A 22444-nucleotide genomic window follows, 5' to 3' on the forward strand; every position below is an offset into this window, starting at 1 on the left:
CGCGCCGATGCGGCTGAAGTCCTTCCACGCCAAGAGCATGGCCGACGCCATGCGGATGGTCCGCCAGACGCTGGGCGACGACGCGATCATCGTCGCCACGCGCGAGGAGGAAGGCGGCGGCGTGCGCGTCACGGCGGCGGTGGAGGAGGAAGACCTCCTGATCGCGCAGGAGCGCGCCCGCCAGCCGGTCAAGCCCGCCGAACCCGAAATCGACGTCGGCGAGGTCGTGGCCGACGCCCTGCACCACCACGGCGTTCCGGCCGCCCTGGCCGAACAGCTGATCGACGCGGCCTCCGGGCTGGACACCGACGACGCCCGCCTCGCGCTCGGCTCGGCGCTCGATTCCATGTACACCTTCGCGCCGCTGCCCGACGGGCGCACGGCGGTCAAACCGCTGGTGCTGGTCGGCCCGCCCGGCGCGGGCAAGACGCTGATCGCCGCCAAGCTGGCCGCCCGCGCCGTCTTCAAGAAGCGCTCGGTCGGCGTCATCACCACCGACACGGTGCGCGCGGGCGGCGTCGACCAATTGGCCGCCTTCACCCGTCTGATGAAGCTCAAGCTGGCGACCGTCGAGGATCCCGACGCGCTGGCCGGCGCCTACGAGGTTCACCGCCGGACCGATCTGGTTCTGGTGGACACCGCCGGGCGCAACCCGTTCAATGACGACGACATGGACGACCTCCGCGCCCTGCTGTCGGCGGGCGACGTCGAGCCGGTCCTGGTCCTGCCCGCCGGGCTCGACGCCATGGAGGCCGCCGACATCGCGCTGGCCTTCAAGGCGCTGGGCGTCCGGCGCATGCTGGTGACGCGGCTGGACATGGCGCGGCGGCTGGGCAGCCTGCTCGCCATCGCCAGCCGGGCGCGCATGGCCTTCTGCGACGCCAGCGTCTCCTCCAAGGTGGCGGAGGGGCTGACGCCGCTCAACCCGCTGGTGCTCGCCCGCATGATGATCGCGCCGGGCGAGGCCGCCGAGGACAAGACTCCCCAGCCGGCGCCACGCGGCCAACCGGCCGCCAAACCCGCTGCGAAGACCGCCGCCAAGACCGCAACCAAGGCAAAAGCCGCCAGTTCCCCCTCGTCGAGGACCCTGCCATGACCGATCCGGTGTTCCCGGCCGCCCTAAAGAACGTTCGCCCGCTGCGCGGCGCCAACGTCATCGCCGTGGCCAGCGGAAAGGGCGGTGTCGGCAAGACGTGGTTTTCGATCACGCTCAGCCACGCCCTGACCAAGGCGGGGCTCAACACCCTGCTGTTCGACGGCGATCTCGGACTCGCCAACGTCGACATCCAGCTGGGCTTCTCGCCCCGCAACGACCTCGGCGCCGTCATCAACGGCGAGGTGACGCTGGCCAAGGCGGCCCAGCGCTTCCCCGACACCGGCTTCGACATCATCGCCGGACGCTCGGGCTCGGGCACGCTGGCGCAGTTGCCGAGCCAGCGGCTGTCCGGCCTGCGCAACGACCTGCTGGAGCTGGCCAAGAGCTACGACCGGGTGGTGATGGACATGGGCGCCGGCGTGGACCGCACGGTGCGCACCCTGTCCGGCCCGGCCGGGGTGACGCTGGTGGTGACGACCGACGAGCCGACCTCGCTGACCGACGCCTACGCCTTCATCAAGCTGACCCACGCCACCAACCCGGCGGCCGACCTGCGCATCGTCGTCAACATGGCGCAGACGGTGAAGGACGGCGAGCGGACCTACGGCACCATCCTGAAGGCCTGCCAGAACTTCCTGAAGTTCAAGCCGTCGCTGGCCGGCATCATCCGCCGCGACCTGAAGGTGCGCGACGCCATCCGCAACCAGACCCCGCTACTGACCCGCTCGCCCGCCAGCGACGCCGCCCGCGACGTCGAATCCATCGTGCAGCGGCTGCTCGCCAGCGCGAACTGACGGGGCGGCCGGGCGATGGGCGGCGTCCTCCCACCGGTCGCCCCGGCCGCGACGGCGCCCGCCACGGCCCCGGCCGCCGCCCCGGTCCCGGTCGGGGAGGCCACGGTGGTGGCGCTGCCGGACCGGCTCCAGGACCTCGCCCGCCCGGTGGTGCTGACCGGCACCGTGATCGGCCAGACGCCGGAAGGGCTGACGCGGATCCGCACCGCCGCCGGCGAGGTCCGGATCGACAGCCCGGTCCCGCTGCCGGCCGACAAGCCGGTCACGCTCCAAATCACGCCGGGCCAGATCACGCCGGGCCAGGCCATTCTGGATTCGGCCGGTCAAGCCGTTCCGGGACAGGCCCCGCCCCAGGCCAAGCCGACCGCGCTGATCCTGCTGCAAAGCCTGACCACGGCGACGCCGGGCGCCGCCACCGGCACCCAGCAACCCCCGGCCCCCGCCGCGCCCACGGGAAACGCCGGCACCCCCGCCGTCATTCTGCCGACGCCGGCCGCGCCCTCCCCCCCCACCCTGCCGATGCTGACGCCGGGCGTCGTCGTGCCGGCGCTGGTGCTGGCGGCGGCCACGACGACCAAGCCGATCCAGGTGCTGACGGCGGGCGGCCCGCCGCTGCCGACGCAGCCCTCCGCGCCGGGAAACCCGGCGGCGCAACCGCCCTCGGGAACCACTCCGGCCGCCGCTTCCGGAGCGCCCCCGGCGGCGGCCACGCCGTTGCCGCCAGGGGCCGGCGCCGCGCCGCTCGGCGGGGCGCCGATGCTCGACACGCCGGTCGAGATGGGCGGCGACGCGGCCCATCCCGGGGCCGAGACACCCACGCTCAAGCCCGCCAGCCCGTCCGCCAGCCCGGAGGTTCCCGACCTTCCGCGCGGGGCGACGCTGGCATTGCGGATCCTCACCGTCACCCCGCCTCCAGTCCAGCCCAAGCCGTCCGGCCAGCCCGACAACGGAACCGGCGGCGGAGCGGGACAGGGGCAGGGCTCCGGCGGACAGGCCCCGGCCACACCCCACCCACCCGCCGATGCGTTCGACGATTGGCCGGCCGACCTGTCGCCCGACACCCCGGTGCTGCGCGGCACGGTGGCCGGGACGACGCCGCAGGGCCAGCCGATCCTGGCGACCAAGCAGGGCATGCTCGCCCTGAACGTGCCGGCCAGCCTGCCGCAGGGCGCCAAGGTCACGGCGGCGCTGGCCGACCTCGCCCAGGCGACCCAGGCCGCCGCCCCCCTGCCGTCGGGCGAACTCGGCCCCTTGAGCGAGCGCGAATGGCCGGCGATGCGCCAGTTGATGGCGACTCTGGCGGCATCCGATCCGGCGCTGGCGCGCTCGATGCTGGCGACCATGCCGCAGCCCAACCGCAAGCTGACGGCGGCGCTGACCTTCTTCCTGTCGGCGATGCGCGGCGGCGACGCGCAGGGCTGGTTGGGGAACGACGCCAGCTCCGCCCTGGAAAAGGGCGGCCACGGCGACCTGCTGGCCCGGCTGGACCGGGAGTTCGAGGGGCTGAAGCGCGAGGCGGCCGAACCGATGCCCGGCGACTGGCGCCCCTACACCGTGCCGATGATGGACGCCAACGGCCCCCGCCCGATCAAGCTGCACGTCCACCCGCTGAAGGGCGACGAGGAAGGCGGCGAGGGCCGGGAAAAATCCAAGCCCGGCAGCCGTTTCCTGATCGACGTGGACCTCAGCCGCCTCGGGCCCATGCAGTTGGACGGGCTGGTGCGGCCCAACCATTTCGACCTGATCCTGCGCAGCCACGTCGCCCTGCCGCCGGAGCTTCGGGTGGAGCTGATCCAGGTCTTCGCCGACAGCGTCCGCGCGCTGGGCTACACCGGCGGCCTGTCCTTCCAGTCCGGGGCCAAGAGCTGGGTGAAGCTGACCCGCGCCGGAAAGGGCGCGCTGGGAGTGTCGGCGTGAGGCGCGAGCGGCTGACCACCGCCCCCTCCCCCGACAGCCGCCACGACTTCCTGGTGGAACTGCGCGGGGAGCCGGCGGCGGGCACCCGGCTGACGGTGCGGCTGGTGCCCGACCGGCTGGTGCTGGAGCCCGCGGGCTTCGCGGCCTACCTGACCGAACTGGACGGGACCGCCGGGCTGGAGGCGCTGGCGATGGCCGCGCTCGACGACCTGAACAACGAGCTGGTGCCGCGCTGGGTCGAGGTCGCGGCCGAGCGCGACGCGCCCCTGCCGCACCGCGTGGTGATCGAGGACCGTCAGCCGAACTGGGACAACCCGCGCCTGCTTGACCGGCTGCGCCCGCTCTGAGCGGCTCACCCCCGTTCCGGGAGCGTCGCGGCGAGTTCCGCCAACTGGTCGGCGCATTGCCCCCAGCCCTGGTGGAAGCCCATCGCCTCGTGCGCCTCGCGGTCGGCGACGGTCCAGTGGCGCACGCGGGCGGTGTAGCGGGTCTTGCCGTCCTCGTCCGCGAAGGTCACCACCATCGTCATGAACGGCTTTTCCGAGGGCTCCCACGCCGTGGTGTAGGCGTCGGTCACGACGATCCGCTCGTTCTCCACGACCTCCAGATAGACCCCGCCGCAAGGATACTCCTTGCCGTCCGGGTCGCGCATGACGATCCGGTTGCCGCCGCCGGGCCGGACGTCCATCTCGGCGACCGGAGTCGTCAGCGGCCGTGGCGCGAACCATTGCTTGAGCAATTCCGGTTCGGTCCAGGCACGGAACAGCGCGGAACGCGGCGCGTCGATCAGGCGGGTCAGGACGAGTTCGCGGTCATTGGCGGGAACGGCGGTCATTGGCGCTCTCCTCTGGGTGGTGAATCCTGAAGTCCGGAATGACAAATCCGCTTAATTTTTCCGTCATGGTAGACATTTATGATAAAATAAAATCAATTCAAGTATTCTAACGCGGGCAGCCATATTGCTGCGCAGCGAAATGGGCGAGGCAATTCATGAAGTTCACCGATCAAGTCAATTTGCGCGATTACGCAGGAACTCTTGGGATCAAGGGTAGCCCGTCCGCCGCCGTGTATCGCGACACATTGTATGTGATCTACAACGGAGCCGGCAACGACGGGTTGTATTTCATCACCTATAATGGGGAAAAGTGGTCCGAACAGACCAAGCTGGCCAGCGTGGTCAGCGGTGTCGGCATTGCCGAGAACAGCAGCCCGGCCGCCGTGGTGGTGCACGATCTGCTTTACGTCTTCTACAACGGTTCCGGCAATGACGGCACCTATTGCATCACCTACGACGGCAGCGAAGTCAAAGGCCCCGTGGCTATAAAAGGCCTTATCGGCTCCATGGGTTTCCTGGAAAAAACCAGCCCTGCGGCGACCGTTTACGGGAACCCGTATCTGTTCTGGGTCGGCTCCGGCAACGACGTCTACTACACCCTGCGGGATCATGGCACTTGGACAGGACAGACAAGGGTCAAGACGTCGGTCCCAGGCATGGGTGTCGCCAGCGGCACCAGCCCCTGCGCCATCGAGTACATGGCCAATTTCTATCTGTTCTATAATGGCGCCGGCAACGACGGTACATTCTACACCGTTCTGACCAATCAAGGCTGGCAGTCGCCGGTCGGGATCAAGGGGCAGATCGGGAACATGGGGTTCCGGGAAAACACCAGCCCAACGGCCTGCCTCAGCGGCGGCACGTACAAGTTGCTGGTGTTTTACGCCGGGTCCGGCAAGGACGGCATCTACGCCACCTCCTATGAGGGCACCAACAGCAAGAGCTGGACGAAACAGACGCATGTCGTCGGCCCGAGCGGGGTTGCCGCCGGCATCCTTGACGGCACCAGCCCCTGCGCCGTCACGTACCGGCAGACGCCGTACCTGTTCTGGAACGGCGCGGGCGATGACGGCATTTTCATGACGACGGTCGAAGCGTAGCCCCGCCAATCCCGTCCCGATCCGCCGAAGGCTCCCGTCTTCGGCGGATCCTGTCTCCAATCGGTGCCGGCCGCGGCAAACTCACCGTCCCGCCAAATCCCGCAGGATCGGGCAGTCCGGGCGGTCGTCGCCGTGGCAGGTGTCGGCCAGTTCGCGCAGCGTGTCGCGCATCGCCGCCAGTTCGGCGATCTTCGCCTCGAGTTCGCCGATGTGCTCCAGCGCCACGCGCTTGACCTCGGAGCTACACCGGCTGCGGTCCTGCCACAGCCCGACCAGACGCTGGATGCGCTCGATCCCGAAGCCCAGCGTGCGGGCGCGCTTGACGAAGCGCAGGACGTTCACCTCGGCCGGGGCGTAGACCCGGTAGCCCGACGCGGTGCGCCCGGCCGCCGGGATCAGCCCGATGGACTCGTAATAGCGGATCAGCTTGGCGTTGACGCCCGACGCCTTGGCCGCCTCGCCGATGGTCATGCCCGCCGCCACAACGTTCGCCCTCATCGCGCCCCTCCCTCCGGCGGCGCCCAGCCGCGCAGGGTCAGCGCGTTGAGCACGACGCTGACCGAGCTGAGCGCCATGGCGGCCCCCGCCAGCACCGGGCTGAGATGCCCGGACGCCGCCAGCGGGATGCCGATCACGTTGTAGGCGAAGGCCCAGAACAGCCCCTGGCGGATCTTGGCGTAGGTCCGCCGCGACACGTCGATGGATCCGGCCACCAGGGCCGGGTCGCCGCGCATCAGGGTGACGCCGGCGCTGTGCATCGCCACGTCGGTGCCGGTCGCCATGGCGATGCCGACATCCGCCGCCGCCAGGGCCGGCGCGTCGTTCACGCCGTCGCCGACCATGGCGACGCGGTTGCCCTCCGCCTTCAGCGTCGCCACCACGGCGGCCTTGTCGCCCGGCAGCACCTCGGCGAAGACCCGTTCGATGCCCAGCGCGGCGGCGACCGAACGCGCGGCGCCCCAGTTGTCGCCGGTCACCATCACCGGCTCGACGCCCTGGGCGGCCAGGGCACGCACCGCCGCCGCCGCGCCCGCCTTCACCGTGTCGCCGAAGGCGATCAGGCCGAGCAGGCGCGGCGCGGCCCCGGTCTCCACCGGCCCGGTCTCCACCAGCCAGGACAGCGTGCGCCCGCCGCCCTCCAGCGCCGCCGCCCGTTCGGCCAGCGACGCGTCGCGCAGCCCGGTGTCCGCCAGCGCACGGGCGTTGCCCAGCAGCAGCGCCCGCCCCTCGACGAGTCCCGACACGCCCCGCCCGGCCAGCGCCCGGAACGCCTCCGGTCGGCCCGGCGTCACTCCCGCCTCTTCGGCGCGGGCGCGGACGGCGCGACCCAGCGGGTGCTCGCTGCCCGCCTGGAGCCCGGCGGCCAACCGCAGCAGCACCGATTCGTCGGTGCCGGCGGCGGGGATCAGGTCGGTGACGCGCGGCTTGCCTTCGGTCAGCGTGCCGGTCTTGTCGAAGGCGACGGCGGTCAGGGCGTGGGCGTGCTCCAGGGCCTCGGCGTCCTTGATGAGGATGCCGTGGCGCGCCGCCGCCCCGGTCCCGACCATGATCGCGGTCGGCGTCGCCAGCCCCAGCGCGCAGGGGCAGGCGATGACCAGCACCGACACGGCGGTGACGATGGCGTGCTCCAGGTCGCCGTTGGCGATCCACCAGCCGGCCAGCGTCAGCGCCGCGACGACCAGCACCGCCGGCACGAAGACCGCGCTGACCTTGTCCACCAGCCGCTGGATCGGCGCCTTGGACGCCTGCGCGCCCTCCACCAGCCGGACGATGCGGGCCAGCGTGGTTTCGGTGCCGACCGCCGTGGTCTCCACCGCCAGCAGCCCGTCCACGCCGATGGACCCGCCGGTGACGCGGGCGCCGGGCTCCTTGTCCACCGGCAGGCTCTCGCCGGTCAGCATGGATTCGTCGACGCTGCCGGCGCCCTCGACGATCCGGCCGTCCACCGGGATGCGCTCGCCGGGGCGGACGACGACCACGTCGCCGACGCGCACCCGCTCGACCGGGATGTCGGTCTCCACCCCGTCGCGGCGCAGCCGGGCGGTGGCCGGGCGCAGATCCATCAACGCGCGGATCGCCGCCGCCGTCTGGCCCTTGGCGCGGGCCTCCAGCCACTTGCCGAACAGCACGAAGGCGATGAGCACCGCCGACGCCTCGAAATAGAGATGCGGCGCGTGGCCGGGATGCGCGGTCAGCATCAGGTAGAGGCTGAGCCCCCAGGCCGCCGAGGTGCCGAGCGCCACCAGCAGGTCCATGTTGCCGGCCCCCGCCCGAACCGCGTTCCAGCCGGCCCGGTAGAAGCGCGCGCCCAGCCAGAACTGCACGACGCTCGCCAGGATCAATTGCGCCCAGCCGGGAAGCATCCAGTCCAGCCCGGCCAGATCGCCGGCCATGCCGACGAGCAGGGGCAGCGACAGCGCCGCCGCGATCAGCGCGTGGTTGCGGTCGCGCAGGCTGCGTTCGGCGCGCGCGTCGGTCTCCGCCGTGGCGTTGCCGGCCTCGACCGGGGCGGCGCCGAAACCGGCGCGCTCCACCGCCTCGGCCAGCGCGGCGGCGTCGACGCTGCCGGCGAAGGCGACGACATGGGCGCGCTCCGTCGCCAGATTGACCGCCGCCGATTCGACCCCCGGCACCCGCCCCAGCGCCTTCTCCACCCGCCCGGCGCAGGAGGCGCAGGTCATGCCGGTCACCGACAGATCGAACTCCCGGCGCTCCGCCTGGAAGCCGGCGTTCTCGATGGCCTCGGCCGCCGCCCTGGCGTCGGGCGCGCCGGCGAAGGCGAGGCGTGCCCGCTCGGTCGCGAGGTTGACCGACACGGCGGTGACGCCCGGCACCCGTCCCAGCGCCTTCTCCACCCGCCGGACGCAGGAGGCGCAGGTCATGCCGGACACGCCGATGTCGAGTTCGGCGGGGCTCTGCGGAACGGATGCGGTCGTCGTGGACGCGGGCGTCATGCCGGCTCTCCTTCGGTTCGGTGCGGCACCCCCTGATATGGAGGTTCCAGCCATTGGAAGGTCAAGGGGTGAACGCGTTTCTGAACAAAGCGCCGCAGCCGCTGTTGATCCCCTGCCCTCCAACCAGCCGAGCGCCGATCCATGACCCGCCTGACCGTCGACGAGGCGCAAGCCCGCGTCTTCCGCTTCCTGACCCTGGACATGGTGGAGGAGCTGCGCGCGGTGGAGTACGAGACGCCGCCGCTGGCCGACTCGCCGTCGGCCGTGCCGCTGGCCGAGCTGCGGCGGGCGACGGTGGAATTCAGCCACGCGCCGGGCGCGCCGGACTGCATCTACCGCATCCGGGCCTTCGGCGATTCGCTGCTGATGCGGCTGCAACTGAACGTCCGGCGCTTCGTGGCGATCTATCAGGTGCCGGTGAAGGACCCCATCGACAGCAACACCATCGCCCCGCATTTCGAGCGCTGGGCCATCGGCGCCGGCCACGCCGGCTGGACCATCGGTTGGCGCGACGGCGCCGACCCCTGGGCGCCGGAACGGCGGACGGTGGAGACCTACTGCTACGCCATGCTGCCCGAGGATTTCCTGGACGATCCCCTGGGCCAGCTCTACTGGCGCACCGACCTGTTGCAGATGACCCGCGCCTTCATGCTGGAATCGCGGCGCATGGGGATCCGGCTGTCGGCGCCCGATCCGACCTGAGGATCCGACCGGAGGGATGCGGTTTCGCTTGGCGGGAGGGCGGCGGTTGTGCTCAGTCCTTGGGCAGACCGACCCTTGCGGACCCGACGATGCCCACCGACCCCACCACGCTTCTCACCGTCCTCGACCTGATCGGGGTCTTCGTCTTCGGCCTCAGCGGCGGAACGCTGGCGGTGCGGCGGCGGCTCGACATCTTCGGGGTGATGGTGCTGTCGCTGGCGGCGGCCTTGGCGGGCGGCGTGTTCCGCGACCTGCTGATCGGCGCGGTGCCGCCGGCCTCGCTGCACGACGACCGCTACCTGCTGGCCGCGCTGGCGGCGGGGTTGGCGGCCTTCTTCCTCCACCCGCAGATCAACCGGCTGGGCAAGCCGGTGATGGTGCTGGACGCGGCCGGGCTGGGGCTGTTCGCGGTGGCCGGCTGCGGCAAGGCTCTGGCCTATGGGCTGACGCCGCTGCCGGCCGCGCTGCTGGGGGTGCTGACCGCGTGTGGCGGCGGGGTGATGCGCGACCTGCTGGTCGCCGAGGTGCCGCGCGTGCTGCGCGAGGAGATCTACGCCATGGCGGCGCTGCTCGGCACGCTGGTGGTGATCGCCGGCCACGCCCTGGGCCTGCCGCCGGTGCCGGTCGCCGTCGCCGGGGCGCTGGCGGTGTTCGCCCTGCGCGTCGTCAGCGTGCTGCGCGGCTGGAGCGCGCCCCGCGCGCCGGGGAGTTGAAAGCGCCCTCTCCCGCCCCGGGAGAGGGAGGGGACCCGCGAAGCGGGGAGGGTGAGGGGCTAGCGGGCGTGGTGCTTGATCCCTGTTCCAATAGCCCCTCACCCTTCCCTCTCCCGGGGCGGGAGAGGGAGAACCCCCAAGGCCGGGAATTTGCCGAAACCCCCAACGCTCGGAAGCGTTTCCCCCTATCATGGCGCCCCCCTCCATCGCCCAGGGAGCCCCGCCATGCCCATCGAAACGCCCCTTCCTCCAGCCTCGGCTCGGCCGCCCAGTTCGGCGACGTGCGGCGCGATGGAACAGTGAACAGGCCTGGGAAACATGTTCCACGGCGTTTCAAACGTTCCAAACGTTCCATTCCCCGCCCTGCGGAGGCCGGGGGGCCGCCTTTGCCGAACGCGGTCCCCCGGCCCCCCAGGATGGAAAAGCTCCTTACGCCCGCTTGCCCCAGCCCGGCGCCGGGAACACCGGATCCAGCTCGGCCGAGCCCTTGGGCAGGACCACGGTCGGGCGCTGGTTGTGGTTCTGGATGCAGGCGGAGACCAGATCGGTGTTCTGCCCCTTCGCGTCGAACTTGATCGCCGGGCCGACCATCATCTTGTCGGTCAGGTTGGTCTCGCGCAGCGCCGCCAGCAGGCCGGCCGGCTCGGCCGAGCCGGCGCGCTTGAAGGCGTCGGCGGCGATCAGGATCGCCTCGAAGGTGAAGGCGACGTTGAAGGCGTAGCCCTCGAAGCGGTCGTTGGGGAACTGCTTCTTGAAGGCGGCCTCGACCTTCTTCGTCATCGCCGCCTTGGGGTCGTACCAGGGCAGGTTGGTCATGGCGAAGTCGGCGTATTTACCGAGCACCTTGTAGAACTGCTCGTCGTACAGGCCGGGCGAACCGGGGGAGACGATGCCCTTGGGCTCCCAGCGCTGCTTGACCATCTCGCGCACCAGCATGATGGCGTCGTTGGCCCGCGTGGTGACGATGGCGAGTTCGGCGCCGGTCGCCTTGGCCTTGGCCACCTCGACCGCCAGATCCTGCGCCTTCGGGTCGTAGGAGATCGACTCGATCAGCGTGAAGGGCATGTTCAGCGTGGGGAACAGGGCGTCGAGCGCCTGCTTGTTGGCCATGCCGAAGGTGTCGTTGGCGTGCAGGAACACCGCCGACTTGGGCGTCGTGCCGGTGGCGGCGAACAGATCCTTCATCAGCGCCAGCCCGTTCGACACCAGCATGGTGGAGGTCGGGAAGTTGCGGAAGACGGTCTTGAAGCCCTGCTCGGTCAGGCGGTCGGCGGCGGCGATGTTCATCACCAGCGGCACGCCGCGCTGCTCGCAGACTTGCGCGGCGGCGGCGGTCTGGCCGCTGTCGAAGGCGCCGACGATGACGTTGGCGCCGTCGTTGATCAGCTTCTCCGTGCGCGAGCGGGCGACGTCGACGTTCGATTCGGTGTCGGCCGACATGACCTCGACCTTGTAGCCCATCTCGGCCAGAACGGCCGGCGCGATCTCGGCGCCGCGCTGGCAGGCTTGGCCCGCCTGGGCCAGCAGGCCCGAGCGCGGCAGCAGGACGCCGACCTTCAGCGTGGTGTTCTGCGCGAAGGCGGGGGCCCGCCCGAAGGCGGCGAGCGCGCCGCCGGCCACGGCCGCCTGGCCCAGCTGACGGCGGGTAAGGGCGAATCCTCCGGTGGAACGGTTCTTATGATCGTTGGTCATGGGTCTGACGATGCCTTTGGGTGGAGCGTTTCGGTCCTGATGGCCGAAGATTTCACCGGAGCGGGCCGTTGTGTCAAAGTGGAATCGCAACAGCGGTTCGGAACGCAACACATGGCAAGCATCGGCGAGGCCCTGGCCTTGGCCCTCGACCACCTGAAGGCGGGACGGCACGCCCAGGCGGAAACCCTCTACGGCCGCATCCTCGACGCCGATCCCGGCAATCCCGAGGCGTTGCACCGGCTGGGCCTGCTGGCCGCGCTGCGCGGCGAGCACGACCGCGCCCTGCCCCTGCTCGCCCGCTCCGTCGAGATCGCCGAGGCGGCCGGCGCCCCCGATCCCGACGCGCTGTTCAACCTCGCCACGGTGCTCCACGTGCTGCTGCGGACGGAGGAAGCCATCGCCACCTACCGCCGCGCGGTGGCGCTGCGCCCCGACTTCCCCGACGCCGAATACCAGCTGAGCGAGGCGTTGCAGGGGATCGGTCGGATCGGCGAGGCGCTGGCGACGCTGGACGTCCTGCTGACCCGGCACCCCCACCACCCGAAGGGCTGGCGCCAGCACGGCGACATCGAGGCGGCGCTCGGGCGGCCCGGCGCGGCGGTCACCTTCTACGAAATGGCGCTGGCGCTCGACCCGGCCGACGACGCCTCGGCGGAGCGGCTGACGGCCCAGGCGGCGACCTTCCACGCCCGCCGCGCCGCGCTCGACGCAAGGCGGCCGGACGGGCGGCACGACCTGCGCGACACCACCTTCCTCATCCCCTTCCGCGCCGACAGCGAGGACCGCAAGCGCAACTTGCGCTGGATCGCGGCCTATCTGCTCAAGCACGCCGACACGACGGTCCTGATCGGCGAGGACAAGGACGGCCCGAGCGACGTTCCGGACGCTCTCGGCCCCGAACTGGCGGCGCGCTGCCGCCACCTGCATCTGACCGGCAACGACACGCCCTTCACCCACAAGGCCCATCTGCTCAACCGCATGGTGGAGGTGGCGGACACCCCCGTCGTCGCCCTGCACGACACCGACATCGTGGTCGATCCGGTGCAATACGTCCTGGCCCGCGACGCGGCGCGCGCGAAGGACGGCAAGGGCGGCCTGGTCTTCCCCTACAACGGGCTGTTCTTCTGGATCATGGGTCGGGAGGTCTTCCGCTTCGGCCACACCCTGTCGGCGGCGCCGTTGAACGCGGTGTGCAAGCACTTTCCCCTGATGCACAACAACTCGCCGGGCGGCGGGGCTTTCTTCGACCGCGCGCAGCTGCTGGCGGCCGGCGGCTACAACGAGAATTTCCTGTCCTGGGGCTACGAGGACGACGAGATCGTCGAGCGCTTCCACCGCCTCGGCCTGCCGGTGAAGCGCACCGCCGGGCCGCTCTACCACCTGGAGCACGCCCGGCCGGAGAACTCGACCGACCTCAACCCCTTCATCGACGCCAACCGGGCGGAGCTGGAGCGCATCCGCGCGATGGACGGCGCGGCGATCCGCGCCGACATCGCGGCGGGACGGCTGCGCCGCCCCCTGCTCTGCGCGCGCGACCTGCCGGCGCGGGAGCCCGGCGGCCCTCCCTCCGGTCAGGCCCGGTGAACGGCGGCGAAGAAACGGTCGACCTCGGCCGTCAGCGCCTTCGACCGTTCGGCGACGCCGCCCGCCGACGCCAGCACCTGGGAGGCGGCGGCCCCCGTCTCGGCGGCGGCGCCGCGAATGCTTCCGACCGTGTCGCTGACCTCGCGCGAGCCGTGGGCCGCCTGCTGGATGTTGCGGGCGATCTCCTCGGTCGCGGCGCCCTGCTGCTCGACGGCGGCGGCGATGCTGGCGGCGATGCGGCTGACCGTGGCGATGGTCGCGCCGATGCCGCGCATCGATCCGACCGTGCGCTCGGTCACCGAGCGGATCTCGTCCACCTGGGCGACGATCTCCTCGGTGGCGCCGGCGGTCTGGTTGGCGAGGTTCTTCACCTCCTGCGCCACCACCGCGAAGCCCCGGCCGGCCTCCCCCGCGCGGGCCGCCTCGATGGTCGCGTTCAGCGCCAGCAGGTTGGTCTGGGCGGCGATGGACTGGATCAGCGTCACCACGTCGCCGATCTTCTGGGCGCCCTGGGCCAGCGCCTCCACCGTCGCGTTGGTGCTTTCCACGTCGGCGACGGCCTCCCCGGCGATGCGCGCCGATTCGTCCACCTGCCGGCCGATGTCGCGGATCGAGGCCGACAACTGCTCGGTCGTCGCCGCGACGGTCTGGACGTTGCCGGAGGACTGCTCCGCCGTGGCGGCGACCGAGGCCGCCTGCCCGTTGGTGCGGTCGGCGATGGCCGACAGCGCCTCCGCCGTCGCCTTCAACTGCGTGGCGGCGGCGGCCATGTCGCCCGACAGCCCGCCGGCCTTGGATTCGAAGTCCCGCTGCAAGGCGGCGAGCGCCGCCGCGCGCTCCTCCCGCGCCTGCCAGTCGGCCTTTTGGGCAAGGTCGAGGTCGCGGGCCCGGATCAGCCCGGTCTTGAAGACGTCCACCGCCCGCGCCATCGTGCCCGTCTCGTCCTCGCGGTCGAGCGCCGGGATCGGGGTGGCGAGGTCGCCCTCGGCCAGACGCGCCATCGCCGTGGTCATCCCGGCCAGGGGCCGTGCGAGCCCGGCCCCGATGCCCCAGGCCACCGCCGTGCCGGCGGCGACGCAGCCCAGCCCGACCAGCGCCGCCAGCAGGCTCAGCCGGTTGGCGTCGGCCATGATGCTGGCCTGCGGCACCGCCACCACGAAGGACCACACCGCGTCCGTCCGCCCGAAACGGATCGGCGAGACCCGCAGGTAATGCGACCGCCCGGCCAGCACCGCCTCACCCTCGTAGATCCGGCCCTCCGTCGCCGCGCGCCGCGCCGCTTCGGGAAGGTCGTCGCCCGGCTGGGACAGGCGCCCGGCATCGGGGTGCGCGACGTAGCGGCCCGACGCCGACAGCACCGCGACGTAGCCGTCGCCGTAGGGCTTGGCCGAGCGCACCAAATCGGTCAGCCCGGCGAGCGACAGGTCGATGCCGGCGACGCCGATCACCCGGCCGCCGTCCAGCACCGGCATGGCGGCGCTGGTCATCAGCGCCTTGGTCAGGTCGTCGAGGTAGGGCTCGGTCACCACCTCCTTCCGCGCGGTGGCGGCGGCCTTGTAATACTCCTTGCCCTGAACCTCGGCGTAGCCGACGCCCTCGCTGTCGTCGGCGCGCGGGCCGTCGGCGGCGGGCAGCCACAGCAGGCTCATGCGGCCGGTGTTGGGCAGGCCGAGGATCTCGCCGTCCCGCGCGGTGAAGCCGGCGTCCTTGCCGTCGAAGCCGTTGTCGGCCATGTCGATCCACACCCCGGCATAGGCCGGGTTCGCGGCGGCCAGCCCCGCCAGATAGCGGTTGACCACCGTCCGGCGCGGCTCGCCCGTGCCGCGCTCCACCGCGACCAGCGAAGCGATGCCCCGCGCGCCGTCCACGGCGGCGGCGATGTCGGCCGCGACGCGGACCGCCTGATGCTCGGCGATCTCGGCGGCCAGCGCGATGGCCGATCCTTGCGCGGCCTCGCGCGACAGCCACACGGACACCCCGGTGATCGCCGTGGCGCCGGCCGCCAGCACCGCGACCACACCGACGACGATCTTGGTCCGCAGACGGACCTTCATCCAACCAGCCACAGCGCCTTACCCTGATGAATTGAACGGCAGCTCTACCATCACCCGGATAATCGTCCGCAGTAAATCTTCGATTGAGCGCTTGTGTCGCATGTTCAAAAAATAGAAGAAGTCATGTGACAAATCCGCAATGCTTGCTCATCGGCCGACGAGGACCAGCGGGGAGCGGCGTGGCCATGCACGGCGTGTTGCGCGCCATGTTGCGGCGCATTCGGATGCCCCCTTGAAGGTTCCCTGGGCCGAACCCCAATTCACGGACAGGCGGTGCGACAAACGGAGGAGAACCAAGCGTGCTGGGCTTCGCGCGACGACTGTGGTCCGACACCGAGACGGCGCCCGCGTCGGTGCCACGCGGCATGCGGGTCTACGCGGTGGGGGACGTCCATGGCCGGCTCGACCTGCTCGACCAGCTTCTGGGCCAGATCCTCCACGACGCCAGCACCGCGCCCGGCCTGCTGAAATACGTGGTGTTCCTCGGCGACTACGTGGATCGCGGGCCGGATTCGGCCGGCGTCATCGAGCGGCTGGCGAACGGCCTTCCGGGGGATCTGGGCGCGGTCTGCCTGCGCGGCAACCACGACGACACGATGCGGCTCTTCCTGGACGACGCCGGCGTCGGGCCGGGCTGGCTGACCTACGGCGGCGACGCCACGCTGGCCAGCTACGGCCTGCCCTCCCCGGCGCCCGACGGCCCGCCCGAGCACATGCTGGAGGCCCAGCGTTTGCTCAACGCCGCCCTGCCGCCGCACCACCGGGGGTTCCTGGCGGGCTTGCGCTGCCACCTGACCATCGGCGACTACCATTTCGTCCACGCCGGGGTGCGGCCGGGCGTGCCGCTCGACCGGCAGGAGGACGGCGACCGGATGTGGATCCGCAACGAGTTCCTGTCGTCGCGCCACGACCACGGCAAGGTGGTCGTCCACGGCCACACCATCGCCCCGGAGCCGGAGCTGCGCGCCAACCGCATCGGCATCGACACCGGCGCCTACGCCACCAACCGCCTGACCGCCCTGGTGCTGGAGGGGACGGACCGGCGCTTCCTCTGCACCGTCTGATCCCATCCCTCCTTCCTTCTCACACCGTGATCAGCGCGTAGGGACGGCCCCCCTCCTTCGGGATGGTTTGCGCCACGTTGTAGACCGGCGTGCCGCGCAGGGTGTGGCCGCTGAAGGTGCCGTGATGGGCGTGGCCGTGGGCGACCGCGCGGACGGTCTCGAAGCGGTCGATGGTTTCGGCCAACCGGGAGGAGCCCAGGAACGGGTAGATTTCCGTCGGCTCGCCCACCACCGTCGCGGCGATCGGGGCGTAGTGCAGCAGGACGAAGATGCGCTCCGTCTCCAGTTGGCGCAGCGCGCTTTCCAGCCGCATGGCCTCGCTCACCGATTCGTGGACGAACTGCTTGATCGCCGATTCCCCGAAGGAATCCAGCATCAGGCTGCCGAACCCGCCGCCGAAGCCCTTCACCCCGGCGAAGCCGACGCCCCGGATCTCCTGCGGCGCGCCGTCCACGAAGCGGACGCCGGCCTGCTCCAGGATGCGCTGGCTTTCCTCCACCAGCCCGCATTCGTAGTCATGGTTGCCGAGCACGGCGACCACCGGGATGCCGATGGCGCGCAGATCCTCGGCCAGGATTTCCGCCTCGCGCGGCTTGCCGTGGTTGGTCAGGTCGCCGCACAGCGCCAGCACGTCCGCCTTCCCGGCGATCTCGTGGAACAGCTCGCGGTAGGGGTGGGCGGAATTCTCCCCCACATGGATGTCGCCGATGGCGGCGACGGTCAGTGTCTCCTCAGCCATGCTTGGTCTCCTCCCCCACCACGTCGGCGAAGCCCCATTCGGTGACGTCGATCCGGTAATCCTCGCGCGAGAACAGGCGGCCCCGGCAGATCCGGGTCTGCGCCACCGGCAGCTTCGCACGCTCCGTCATGCGGTCGAGCAGCTCGTCCACCAGCCATTCGGGGATTCGGTCGCGCTCCGTCGGGTAGATGAAGCGGAAGTTCAGGGCGTGGATCAACAGGACCTCCCAATGCTGTTCCATGTGGGCCAGCAGCCGTTTCCAATCGATCCGGTCGTGCTGCTTCAAGATCAGGTGGGCCACGTCGGGGCCGTCGTATTTGTGGCGCATCTGCACGAAGGACTTCGAGAAGATCATCTCGGTCGGCGCGACCAGTTGCACGTCGGTGCCGCAGATCAGCGCGCGATGCTCCTCCTCGAACCAGCGGTCGGTGACCGGGTTGATCGCCGCGGCGGAGTTGAAGATCACGTCGAAGAAGAGATCGCCGTGCTTCACCTTGCCGATCCAGCGCTCGTCCTCGATCTCGGTTGCGAAGCCGTGACCCTGGAAATGGGCCAGGATGCGCGGGAAGTCGCCGCCCCGGCAGAAGACGTCGATGTCCTTGGTCGGCCGGGTGATGCCGGTGTAGGCGCTGACCGCATAGGTGCCGCCGAGCAGGAAGGGGATGCCGGATTCCACCATCAGCCGCATGCTCTGCGCGTAGAAGGCTTCGGCCTCGGGCGTGACGGTGGCGCTTCCCTGGCGGGCTTCGGTCATGGCGGTCTCCCTTTCTGCCTCGTTCGGCCTGTTCGCAAGCGTCAACAGGCGAAAACGGAAAACGGCCGATTCGGAGGAGGTGGTAATATCCCGGACAGGACAGACGGAAAGGGCGGGTTGCCGCGTCGGGGAATATTGACCATCCTCCGACCGACGCCGGCCGTCGTGGAGCCGGCGCCCTGGCCCGTGCGCGGCGGAGGAGACGAAGAATGATCGGAAAACCGACGATGCGGAGGATGCGGACCGTGGCCGCGCTGGCGCTGGGGCTGGTCCTGACGACGGGAAGCGCCGCCTGGGCCGCCGACGCGGTGCGCGTCGGTTCCAAGATCGACGCCGAGGGCGGTCTGCTCGGCACCATGATCGTCAAGGTGCTGGAGGCCAACGGCGTCCCCACCGAGAACAAGCTCCAGCTCGGCCCCACGAAGATCGTGCGCGGCGCCCTGCTCGCCGGCGAGATCGACCTATACCCGGAATACACCGGGAACGGCGCCTTCTTCTTCAACATCGACAGCGATCCGGTGTGGAAGAACGCCGGGGCCGGCTACGAGAAGGTCCGGCAACTCGACCTGGAGAAGAACGGCATCGTCTGGCTGAAGCCGGCGCCCGCCAACAACACCTGGGCCATCGCCGTGCGCAAGGACGTGGCGACCGCGAACAAGCTCGCCACCATGGAGGATTTCGCCAAGTGGGTCGGCGGCGGGGGCAAGGCGAAGATCGCCGCCTCGGCCGAATTCGTCGAGAGCCCGGCGGCGCTGCCCTCCTTCCAGGGGGTTTATGGCTTCGCCATGAAGCCGGACCAGATCCTGGTCTTGGCCGGCGGCGACACCGCCGCAACCATCCGCGCGGCGGCGGAGGGAACGTCGGGCGTCAACACCGCCATGGTCTACGGCACCGACGGCGCCATCGCCGCCCTCGATCTGGTGGTGATGCGCGACACCAAGGGCGCCCAGATGGTCTACGAGCCGGCCCCCGCGATCCGCGCCGCCGTGCTGGAGAAGAACCCGAAGATCCGCGAGGCGCTGGAGCCGGTCTTCGCCTCGCTCGACGCGGAGACTCTGCGCGGGCTGAACGCGAAGATCTCGGTGGAGGGCCAGGATCAAGCGCAAGTCGCCACCGCTTATCTGAAGGCAAAGGGCTTTTTGAAGTGAGAGCAGGGGCTACCGGAACGTCGGCATGCCGGCCGTAACAAATCTTTCTCTCCTGTCTCCCTCTCCCCCGCGGGGAGAGGGGCGGGGGGAGGGGGACGCGCCCCGACCGTCATCCGGCCGGGCCACCGGTTCCGCGTTCATAGCTTTTTGGAAAAACCGCCTTTCACCTCGAAGCCGGACGCCACGCGTCCCCCTCACCCCAACCCTCTCCCCGCGGGGGAGAAGGGATGAGAGCGCGTGTCAGGGGGAGGGCCGCAAGGCATGACCGCCCCCGCCCTCGTCCCCAATCGCGTGGCGCTGCTGTTGGCGTTGTTCCTGCTGGGCGCCGCCTTCGCCCTGCCCTTCCTGGGCTTCGCGCCCAACCGGCTGCTGTCGGGAAAGCCCATCCCGCTGGCCGCAGCGCTGGCAGCGCCCTGGGGCTGGGCGCTGCTGCTGCCCGGCGCGGTCCTGCTCGCCGCCCCATTCCTGCGTCCGTCGCGGGCGGCCCTGGCCGCCTCCGTCGCCGCCGGGGCGCTGTTCGCCGCCGGGCTGGTCGGACTGGCGGGGGAACACGCCGCGCGCCTCGCCGCCGACGCCTCGCCCGCCGCGCGCGCGTCGTTCGGATCCGGGTTCTGGGTGATGCTCGCCGCCGCGTTGCTGGCGATGGCCGACGCCATGCGGCGGCTCGGGCTGGGCGCGGCGGCTCGGCTGGCGGTCGGCGCGGCGGTGGCCGGGCTGATCGCGCTGGAGCTGGTGGCGGGTCGTCTCGATCAATTGTCGATCCTCAAGGAATACGCCAACCGGCGCGACGTGTTCGCCGACGCGCTGCTCCGGCACGGCGTGCTGGTGCTGGCGGCGCTGCTGCCGACGCTGCTCGTCGGCGTGCCGCTGGGGGTGCTGGCGCAGCGCTCGGCAAGGGTCGGCAGGCTGGTGTTCCCGGTGCTGAACATTGTCCAAACCATCCCGTCCATCGCCCTGTTCGGGCTGCTGATGGCGCCGCTGGCGGCGTTGGCCGCGCTGCTGCCGGGTTACGGCATCAGCGGGGTCGGGCCGGTCCCGGCGGTGATCGCGCTGACCGTCTATTCGCTGCTGCCCATCGTACGCAACACGGCGGTCGGGTTGGACGGCGTGCCGGACAGCGTGCGGCAGGCGGCGCGCGGCATGGGAATGACGCCGCGCCAGATCCTGCTGCGCGTCGAGGCGCCTCTCGCCCTGCCGGTCTTTCTGTCGGGCCTGCGGATCACACTGGTGCAGGCGGTCGGGCTGGCGGCGGTCGCGGCGCTGATCGGTGCCGGGGGTCTGGGATCCATCATGTTCCAGGGGCTGTTCGCCAACGCGCTGGATCTGGTGCTGCTGGGCGCCGTGCCGGTCATCCTGTTCGCCGTCGCCACCGACGCGCTGCTGACGGTCGCCATCGCGCTCGCCACACGGAGCACCGGATGGCCCACCGGAAGGAGCGCCGTATGATCGCGTTCGAGCGGGTAACGAAGCGCTTCGGCTCCTGGACCGCCGTGAACGACGTATCCCTGACCGTCGGGGAGGGCGAGTTCCTCGTCCTCATCGGCTCCTCGGGCTCGGGCAAGTCGACGCTGCTGCGGATGATGAACCGCCTGATCGTCCCGGAGTCCGGCAGCATCCGCGTCGAGGGCACCGACATCGCCGCCCTGCGCCCGGAGGAACTGCGCCGCCGCATGGGCTACGTGATCCAGTCGGTCGGGCTGTTCCCCCACTGGACGGTGGAGCGCAACATCGCGACGGTGCCCGTCCTGCTCGGCTGGCCCAAGGCGCGGGTGCGAGACCGGGTGACGGAACTGCTGGAGCTGTTGAACCTCGACCCCCGGCGCTTCCGCAGCGCCTACCCGCACCAACTGTCGGGGGGGCAGCAGCAGCGGGTCGGCGTCGCCCGCGCGCTGGCGGCGGAACCGCGCGTCCTGCTGATGGACGAGCCGTTCAGCGCGCTTGACCCGATCACGCGCGGCGCCCTGCAAGGCGAACTGGCGGCGATCCATCGCGACACGGGCACCACCGTCGTCTTCGTCACCCACGACATGGACGAGGCGTTGACGCTCGCCGACCGCATTGCGGTGATGGATCACGGCCGGCTGGTTCAGACCGCGACCCCGCTGGAGATCCTGACCCACCCGGCCGGCGACGTGGTGCGCGATCTGGTCGGGCGCGAGGATTGGGGGCTGAAGCGGCTGTCGGTCGAGACGGTCGGCCAGCGCGCGCGCCCGGAACCCACCATTCCCGGCGCGCCCTTCCCCAGTGCCGCCCCGCTGCACCGGGCCTTGTCGGAGATGGTAGCGCGCGGCACCGACCGCCTGCCGGTGATGGACGAGGGTGGACGGCCCGCCGGGGTGCTCCACCTCGCCGACCTCGTGCGCGGTCCGGCGACCAGCCCATGACGAGGGCGGTGCCATGACCGGGGTGGCGATGCGCCTGGGTCCGCTGACCGACCGGCTGACGCTGGGTCTGCTGGCGCTGGTGGCGCTGGTGCTCGGCATGCCGGCGCTCAAGCCGCTGTTCGCGGCGCTCTACCCATCGCTCGACCGCCCGCTCTACGAGGCCGAGACCTTCCTGACGCTGACCCTCGACCACATGGCCCTGGTCGGCCTGTCGAGCCTGATCGCGGTCACCGTCGGCGGCCTTGCCGGGGTGGCCGTCACACGGCCCTGGGGCGCTGAGTTTCGGAGCCTGCTGGAATCCGTGGCGACCATGGGCCAGACCTTCCCGCCGGTCGCCGTGCTGGCACTGGCGGTGCCGTCCATCGGCTTCGGCCCGCTGCCGGCACTGATCGCGCTGTCGCTCTACGCTCTGTTGCCGGTGGTGCGGAACACCATCGCCGGGCTGGAGGGCGTGCCGGACGCCGTCCGGGAATCGGCGCAGGGCCTCGGCATGGGCCCATGGGAGCGGCTGTTCCGGGTCGAACTGCCGCTGGCCGCGCCGGTGATCCTGGCCGGGGTGCGGACGGCGGTCATCGTCAACACCGGCACCGCCGCCATTGCCTCGACCGTTGGGGCGAAGACCCTGGGGTTGCCGATCATCGTCGGGCTGAACGGCTCCAACCAAGCTTACGTCATCCAGGGCGCGCTGATCGTCGGCGCATTGGCGCTGGTGCTGGACGCCGGCTTCGACCGGCTGACCGCTTGGACCACCCGCTGGAGACTTGGCGGATAGAAACGTCCGAGCAGCCCCCACGCGCAAGCTGTACGACCGATTGTCATCCTCTAGAGCATCGCGCCTGAAATCTGAATCGGCGGTTGCGCTTGGGCCGCTGACGTGATTCACCATTGTTGGAGGTGGATCATGGGGCGCAGCT

20 protein-coding genes are annotated in these 22444 nt (G+C 70.8%); 13 read left to right on the plus strand and 7 right to left on the minus strand.

Translation table 11 applies throughout. The features are described 5' to 3' along the window. The first annotated feature begins 7 nt into the window (after window positions 1-7). The 4 genes from EJ913_RS23555 to EJ913_RS23570 are packed head-to-tail and all read left to right on the plus strand — an operon-like array spanning window position 8 to window position 4154. The gene (locus EJ913_RS23555) at window positions 8-1096 is read left to right on the plus strand and encodes a flagellar biosynthesis protein FlhF (RefSeq protein WP_127002490.1); all 1089 of its coding nucleotides are present in this window, start codon (window positions 8-10) and stop codon (window positions 1094-1096) included. Continuing rightward, window positions 1093-1890, plus strand: a complete 798-nt coding sequence (locus EJ913_RS23560; protein WP_127002492.1) for a MinD/ParA family protein — start codon at window positions 1093-1095, stop codon at window positions 1888-1890. The genes EJ913_RS23555 and EJ913_RS23560 overlap by 4 nt, the downstream gene beginning before the upstream one ends. A gap of 15 nt (window positions 1891-1905) precedes the next feature. Then, window positions 1906-3807, plus strand: coding sequence for a hypothetical protein (locus tag EJ913_RS23565; protein WP_127002494.1), 1902 nt, complete (start codon window positions 1906-1908; stop codon window positions 3805-3807). After that, the gene (locus tag EJ913_RS23570; RefSeq protein ID WP_127002496.1) at window positions 3804-4154 is read left to right on the plus strand and encodes a hypothetical protein; all 351 of its coding nucleotides are present in this window, start codon (window positions 3804-3806) and stop codon (window positions 4152-4154) included. Before EJ913_RS23565 ends, EJ913_RS23570 begins: the two co-directional genes overlap by 4 nt. 5 nt (window positions 4155-4159) lie before the next feature. Here EJ913_RS23570 and EJ913_RS23575 read toward each other — a convergent pair whose 3' ends face one another. Then, window positions 4160-4642, minus strand: coding sequence for an SRPBCC family protein (locus EJ913_RS23575; RefSeq protein WP_127002498.1), 483 nt, complete (start codon window positions 4640-4642; stop codon window positions 4160-4162). A 155-nt stretch (window positions 4643-4797) separates the two neighbouring features. On the opposite strand from EJ913_RS23575, the gene EJ913_RS23580 reads away from it, so the two are divergent. After that, a complete protein-coding gene (locus tag EJ913_RS23580; protein WP_127002500.1) occupies window positions 4798-5742 on the plus strand; it encodes a hypothetical protein in 945 nt (314 codons plus the stop codon). An 81-nt stretch (window positions 5743-5823) separates the two neighbouring features. On the opposite strand, the gene cueR is transcribed toward EJ913_RS23580, so the two are convergent. After that, window positions 5824-6240, minus strand: coding sequence for a Cu(I)-responsive transcriptional regulator (gene cueR / locus EJ913_RS23585; RefSeq protein WP_274390105.1), 417 nt, complete (start codon window positions 6238-6240; stop codon window positions 5824-5826). Beyond that, window positions 6237-8696 carry a heavy metal translocating P-type ATPase gene (locus EJ913_RS23590; RefSeq protein WP_127002502.1) on the minus strand — a complete coding sequence of 820 codons (2460 nt, stop codon included), beginning with the start codon at window positions 8694-8696 and terminating at the stop codon, window positions 6237-6239. Before EJ913_RS23590 ends, cueR begins: the two co-directional genes overlap by 4 nt. Window positions 8697-8837: 141 nt before the next feature. Between EJ913_RS23590 and EJ913_RS23595 the strand changes: the two genes are divergently transcribed. Further along, the gene (locus EJ913_RS23595; RefSeq protein ID WP_185909907.1) at window positions 8838-9398 is read left to right on the plus strand and encodes a hypothetical protein; all 561 of its coding nucleotides are present in this window, start codon (window positions 8838-8840) and stop codon (window positions 9396-9398) included. A gap of 89 nt (window positions 9399-9487) precedes the next feature. Beyond that, the gene (locus EJ913_RS23600; RefSeq protein ID WP_127002504.1) at window positions 9488-10111 is read left to right on the plus strand and encodes a trimeric intracellular cation channel family protein; all 624 of its coding nucleotides are present in this window, start codon (window positions 9488-9490) and stop codon (window positions 10109-10111) included. A gap of 429 nt (window positions 10112-10540) precedes the next feature. Here the strand turns inward: EJ913_RS23600 and EJ913_RS23605 are convergent, their stop codons facing one another. After that, window positions 10541-11803: an ABC transporter substrate-binding protein gene (locus tag EJ913_RS23605; RefSeq protein WP_127002506.1), complete on the minus strand. Its 1263-nt coding sequence runs from the start codon at window positions 11801-11803 to the stop codon at window positions 10541-10543. A gap of 111 nt (window positions 11804-11914) precedes the next feature. Here EJ913_RS23605 and EJ913_RS23610 point away from each other — a divergent pair, with 111 nt between their 5' ends. Beyond that, on the plus strand, window positions 11915-13387 hold the full coding sequence (locus EJ913_RS23610; protein ID WP_127002508.1) for a tetratricopeptide repeat protein: 1473 nt from the start codon (window positions 11915-11917) through the stop codon (window positions 13385-13387). Here EJ913_RS23610 and EJ913_RS23615 read toward each other — a convergent pair. Then, complete coding sequence (locus EJ913_RS23615) at window positions 13375-15441, minus strand: methyl-accepting chemotaxis protein (RefSeq protein ID WP_127002510.1); 2067 nt, start codon at window positions 15439-15441, stop codon at window positions 13375-13377. The two genes, EJ913_RS23610 and EJ913_RS23615, sit on opposite strands and share 13 nt — an antisense overlap. Before the next feature lie 299 nt (window positions 15442-15740). On the opposite strand from EJ913_RS23615, the gene EJ913_RS23620 reads away from it, so the two are divergent. Further along, complete coding sequence (locus EJ913_RS23620; RefSeq protein WP_238522035.1) at window positions 15741-16505, plus strand: metallophosphoesterase; 765 nt, start codon at window positions 15741-15743, stop codon at window positions 16503-16505. Window positions 16506-16524: 19 nt separating this feature from the next. Here EJ913_RS23620 and EJ913_RS23625 read toward each other — a convergent pair whose 3' ends face one another. Next, entirely contained in the window at window positions 16525-17244 is a 720-nt protein-coding gene (locus EJ913_RS23625; RefSeq protein WP_127002512.1) for a metallophosphoesterase family protein, read from the minus strand. Further along, entirely contained in the window at window positions 17237-17998 is a 762-nt protein-coding gene (locus tag EJ913_RS23630; RefSeq protein WP_127002514.1) for a nucleotidyltransferase family protein, read from the minus strand. Before EJ913_RS23630 ends, EJ913_RS23625 begins: the two co-directional genes overlap by 8 nt. A gap of 209 nt (window positions 17999-18207) precedes the next feature. On the opposite strand from EJ913_RS23630, the gene osmF reads away from it, so the two are divergent. From osmF to EJ913_RS23655, 4 genes are all read left to right on the plus strand, one after another. After that, complete coding sequence (osmF, locus tag EJ913_RS23635; RefSeq protein ID WP_244939473.1) at window positions 18208-19146, plus strand: glycine betaine ABC transporter substrate-binding protein OsmF; 939 nt, start codon at window positions 18208-18210, stop codon at window positions 19144-19146. A gap of 261 nt (window positions 19147-19407) precedes the next feature. Beyond that, window positions 19408-20592: an ABC transporter permease gene (locus EJ913_RS23645; protein WP_127002516.1), complete on the plus strand. Its 1185-nt coding sequence runs from the start codon at window positions 19408-19410 to the stop codon at window positions 20590-20592. Beyond that, entirely contained in the window at window positions 20589-21530 is a 942-nt protein-coding gene (locus tag EJ913_RS23650) for an ABC transporter ATP-binding protein (RefSeq protein ID WP_127002518.1), read from the plus strand. The genes EJ913_RS23645 and EJ913_RS23650 overlap by 4 nt, the downstream gene beginning before the upstream one ends. A 13-nt stretch (window positions 21531-21543) precedes the next feature. Next, window positions 21544-22302: an ABC transporter permease gene (locus tag EJ913_RS23655; protein WP_127002520.1), complete on the plus strand. Its 759-nt coding sequence runs from the start codon at window positions 21544-21546 to the stop codon at window positions 22300-22302. The last annotated feature ends 142 nt before the right edge of the window (window positions 22303-22444 follow it).

Origin of the sequence: Azospirillum doebereinerae, assembly GCF_003989665.1 — a bacterium.
GTDB classification, from domain to species: Bacteria; Pseudomonadota; Alphaproteobacteria; order Azospirillales; family Azospirillaceae; genus Azospirillum; species Azospirillum doebereinerae.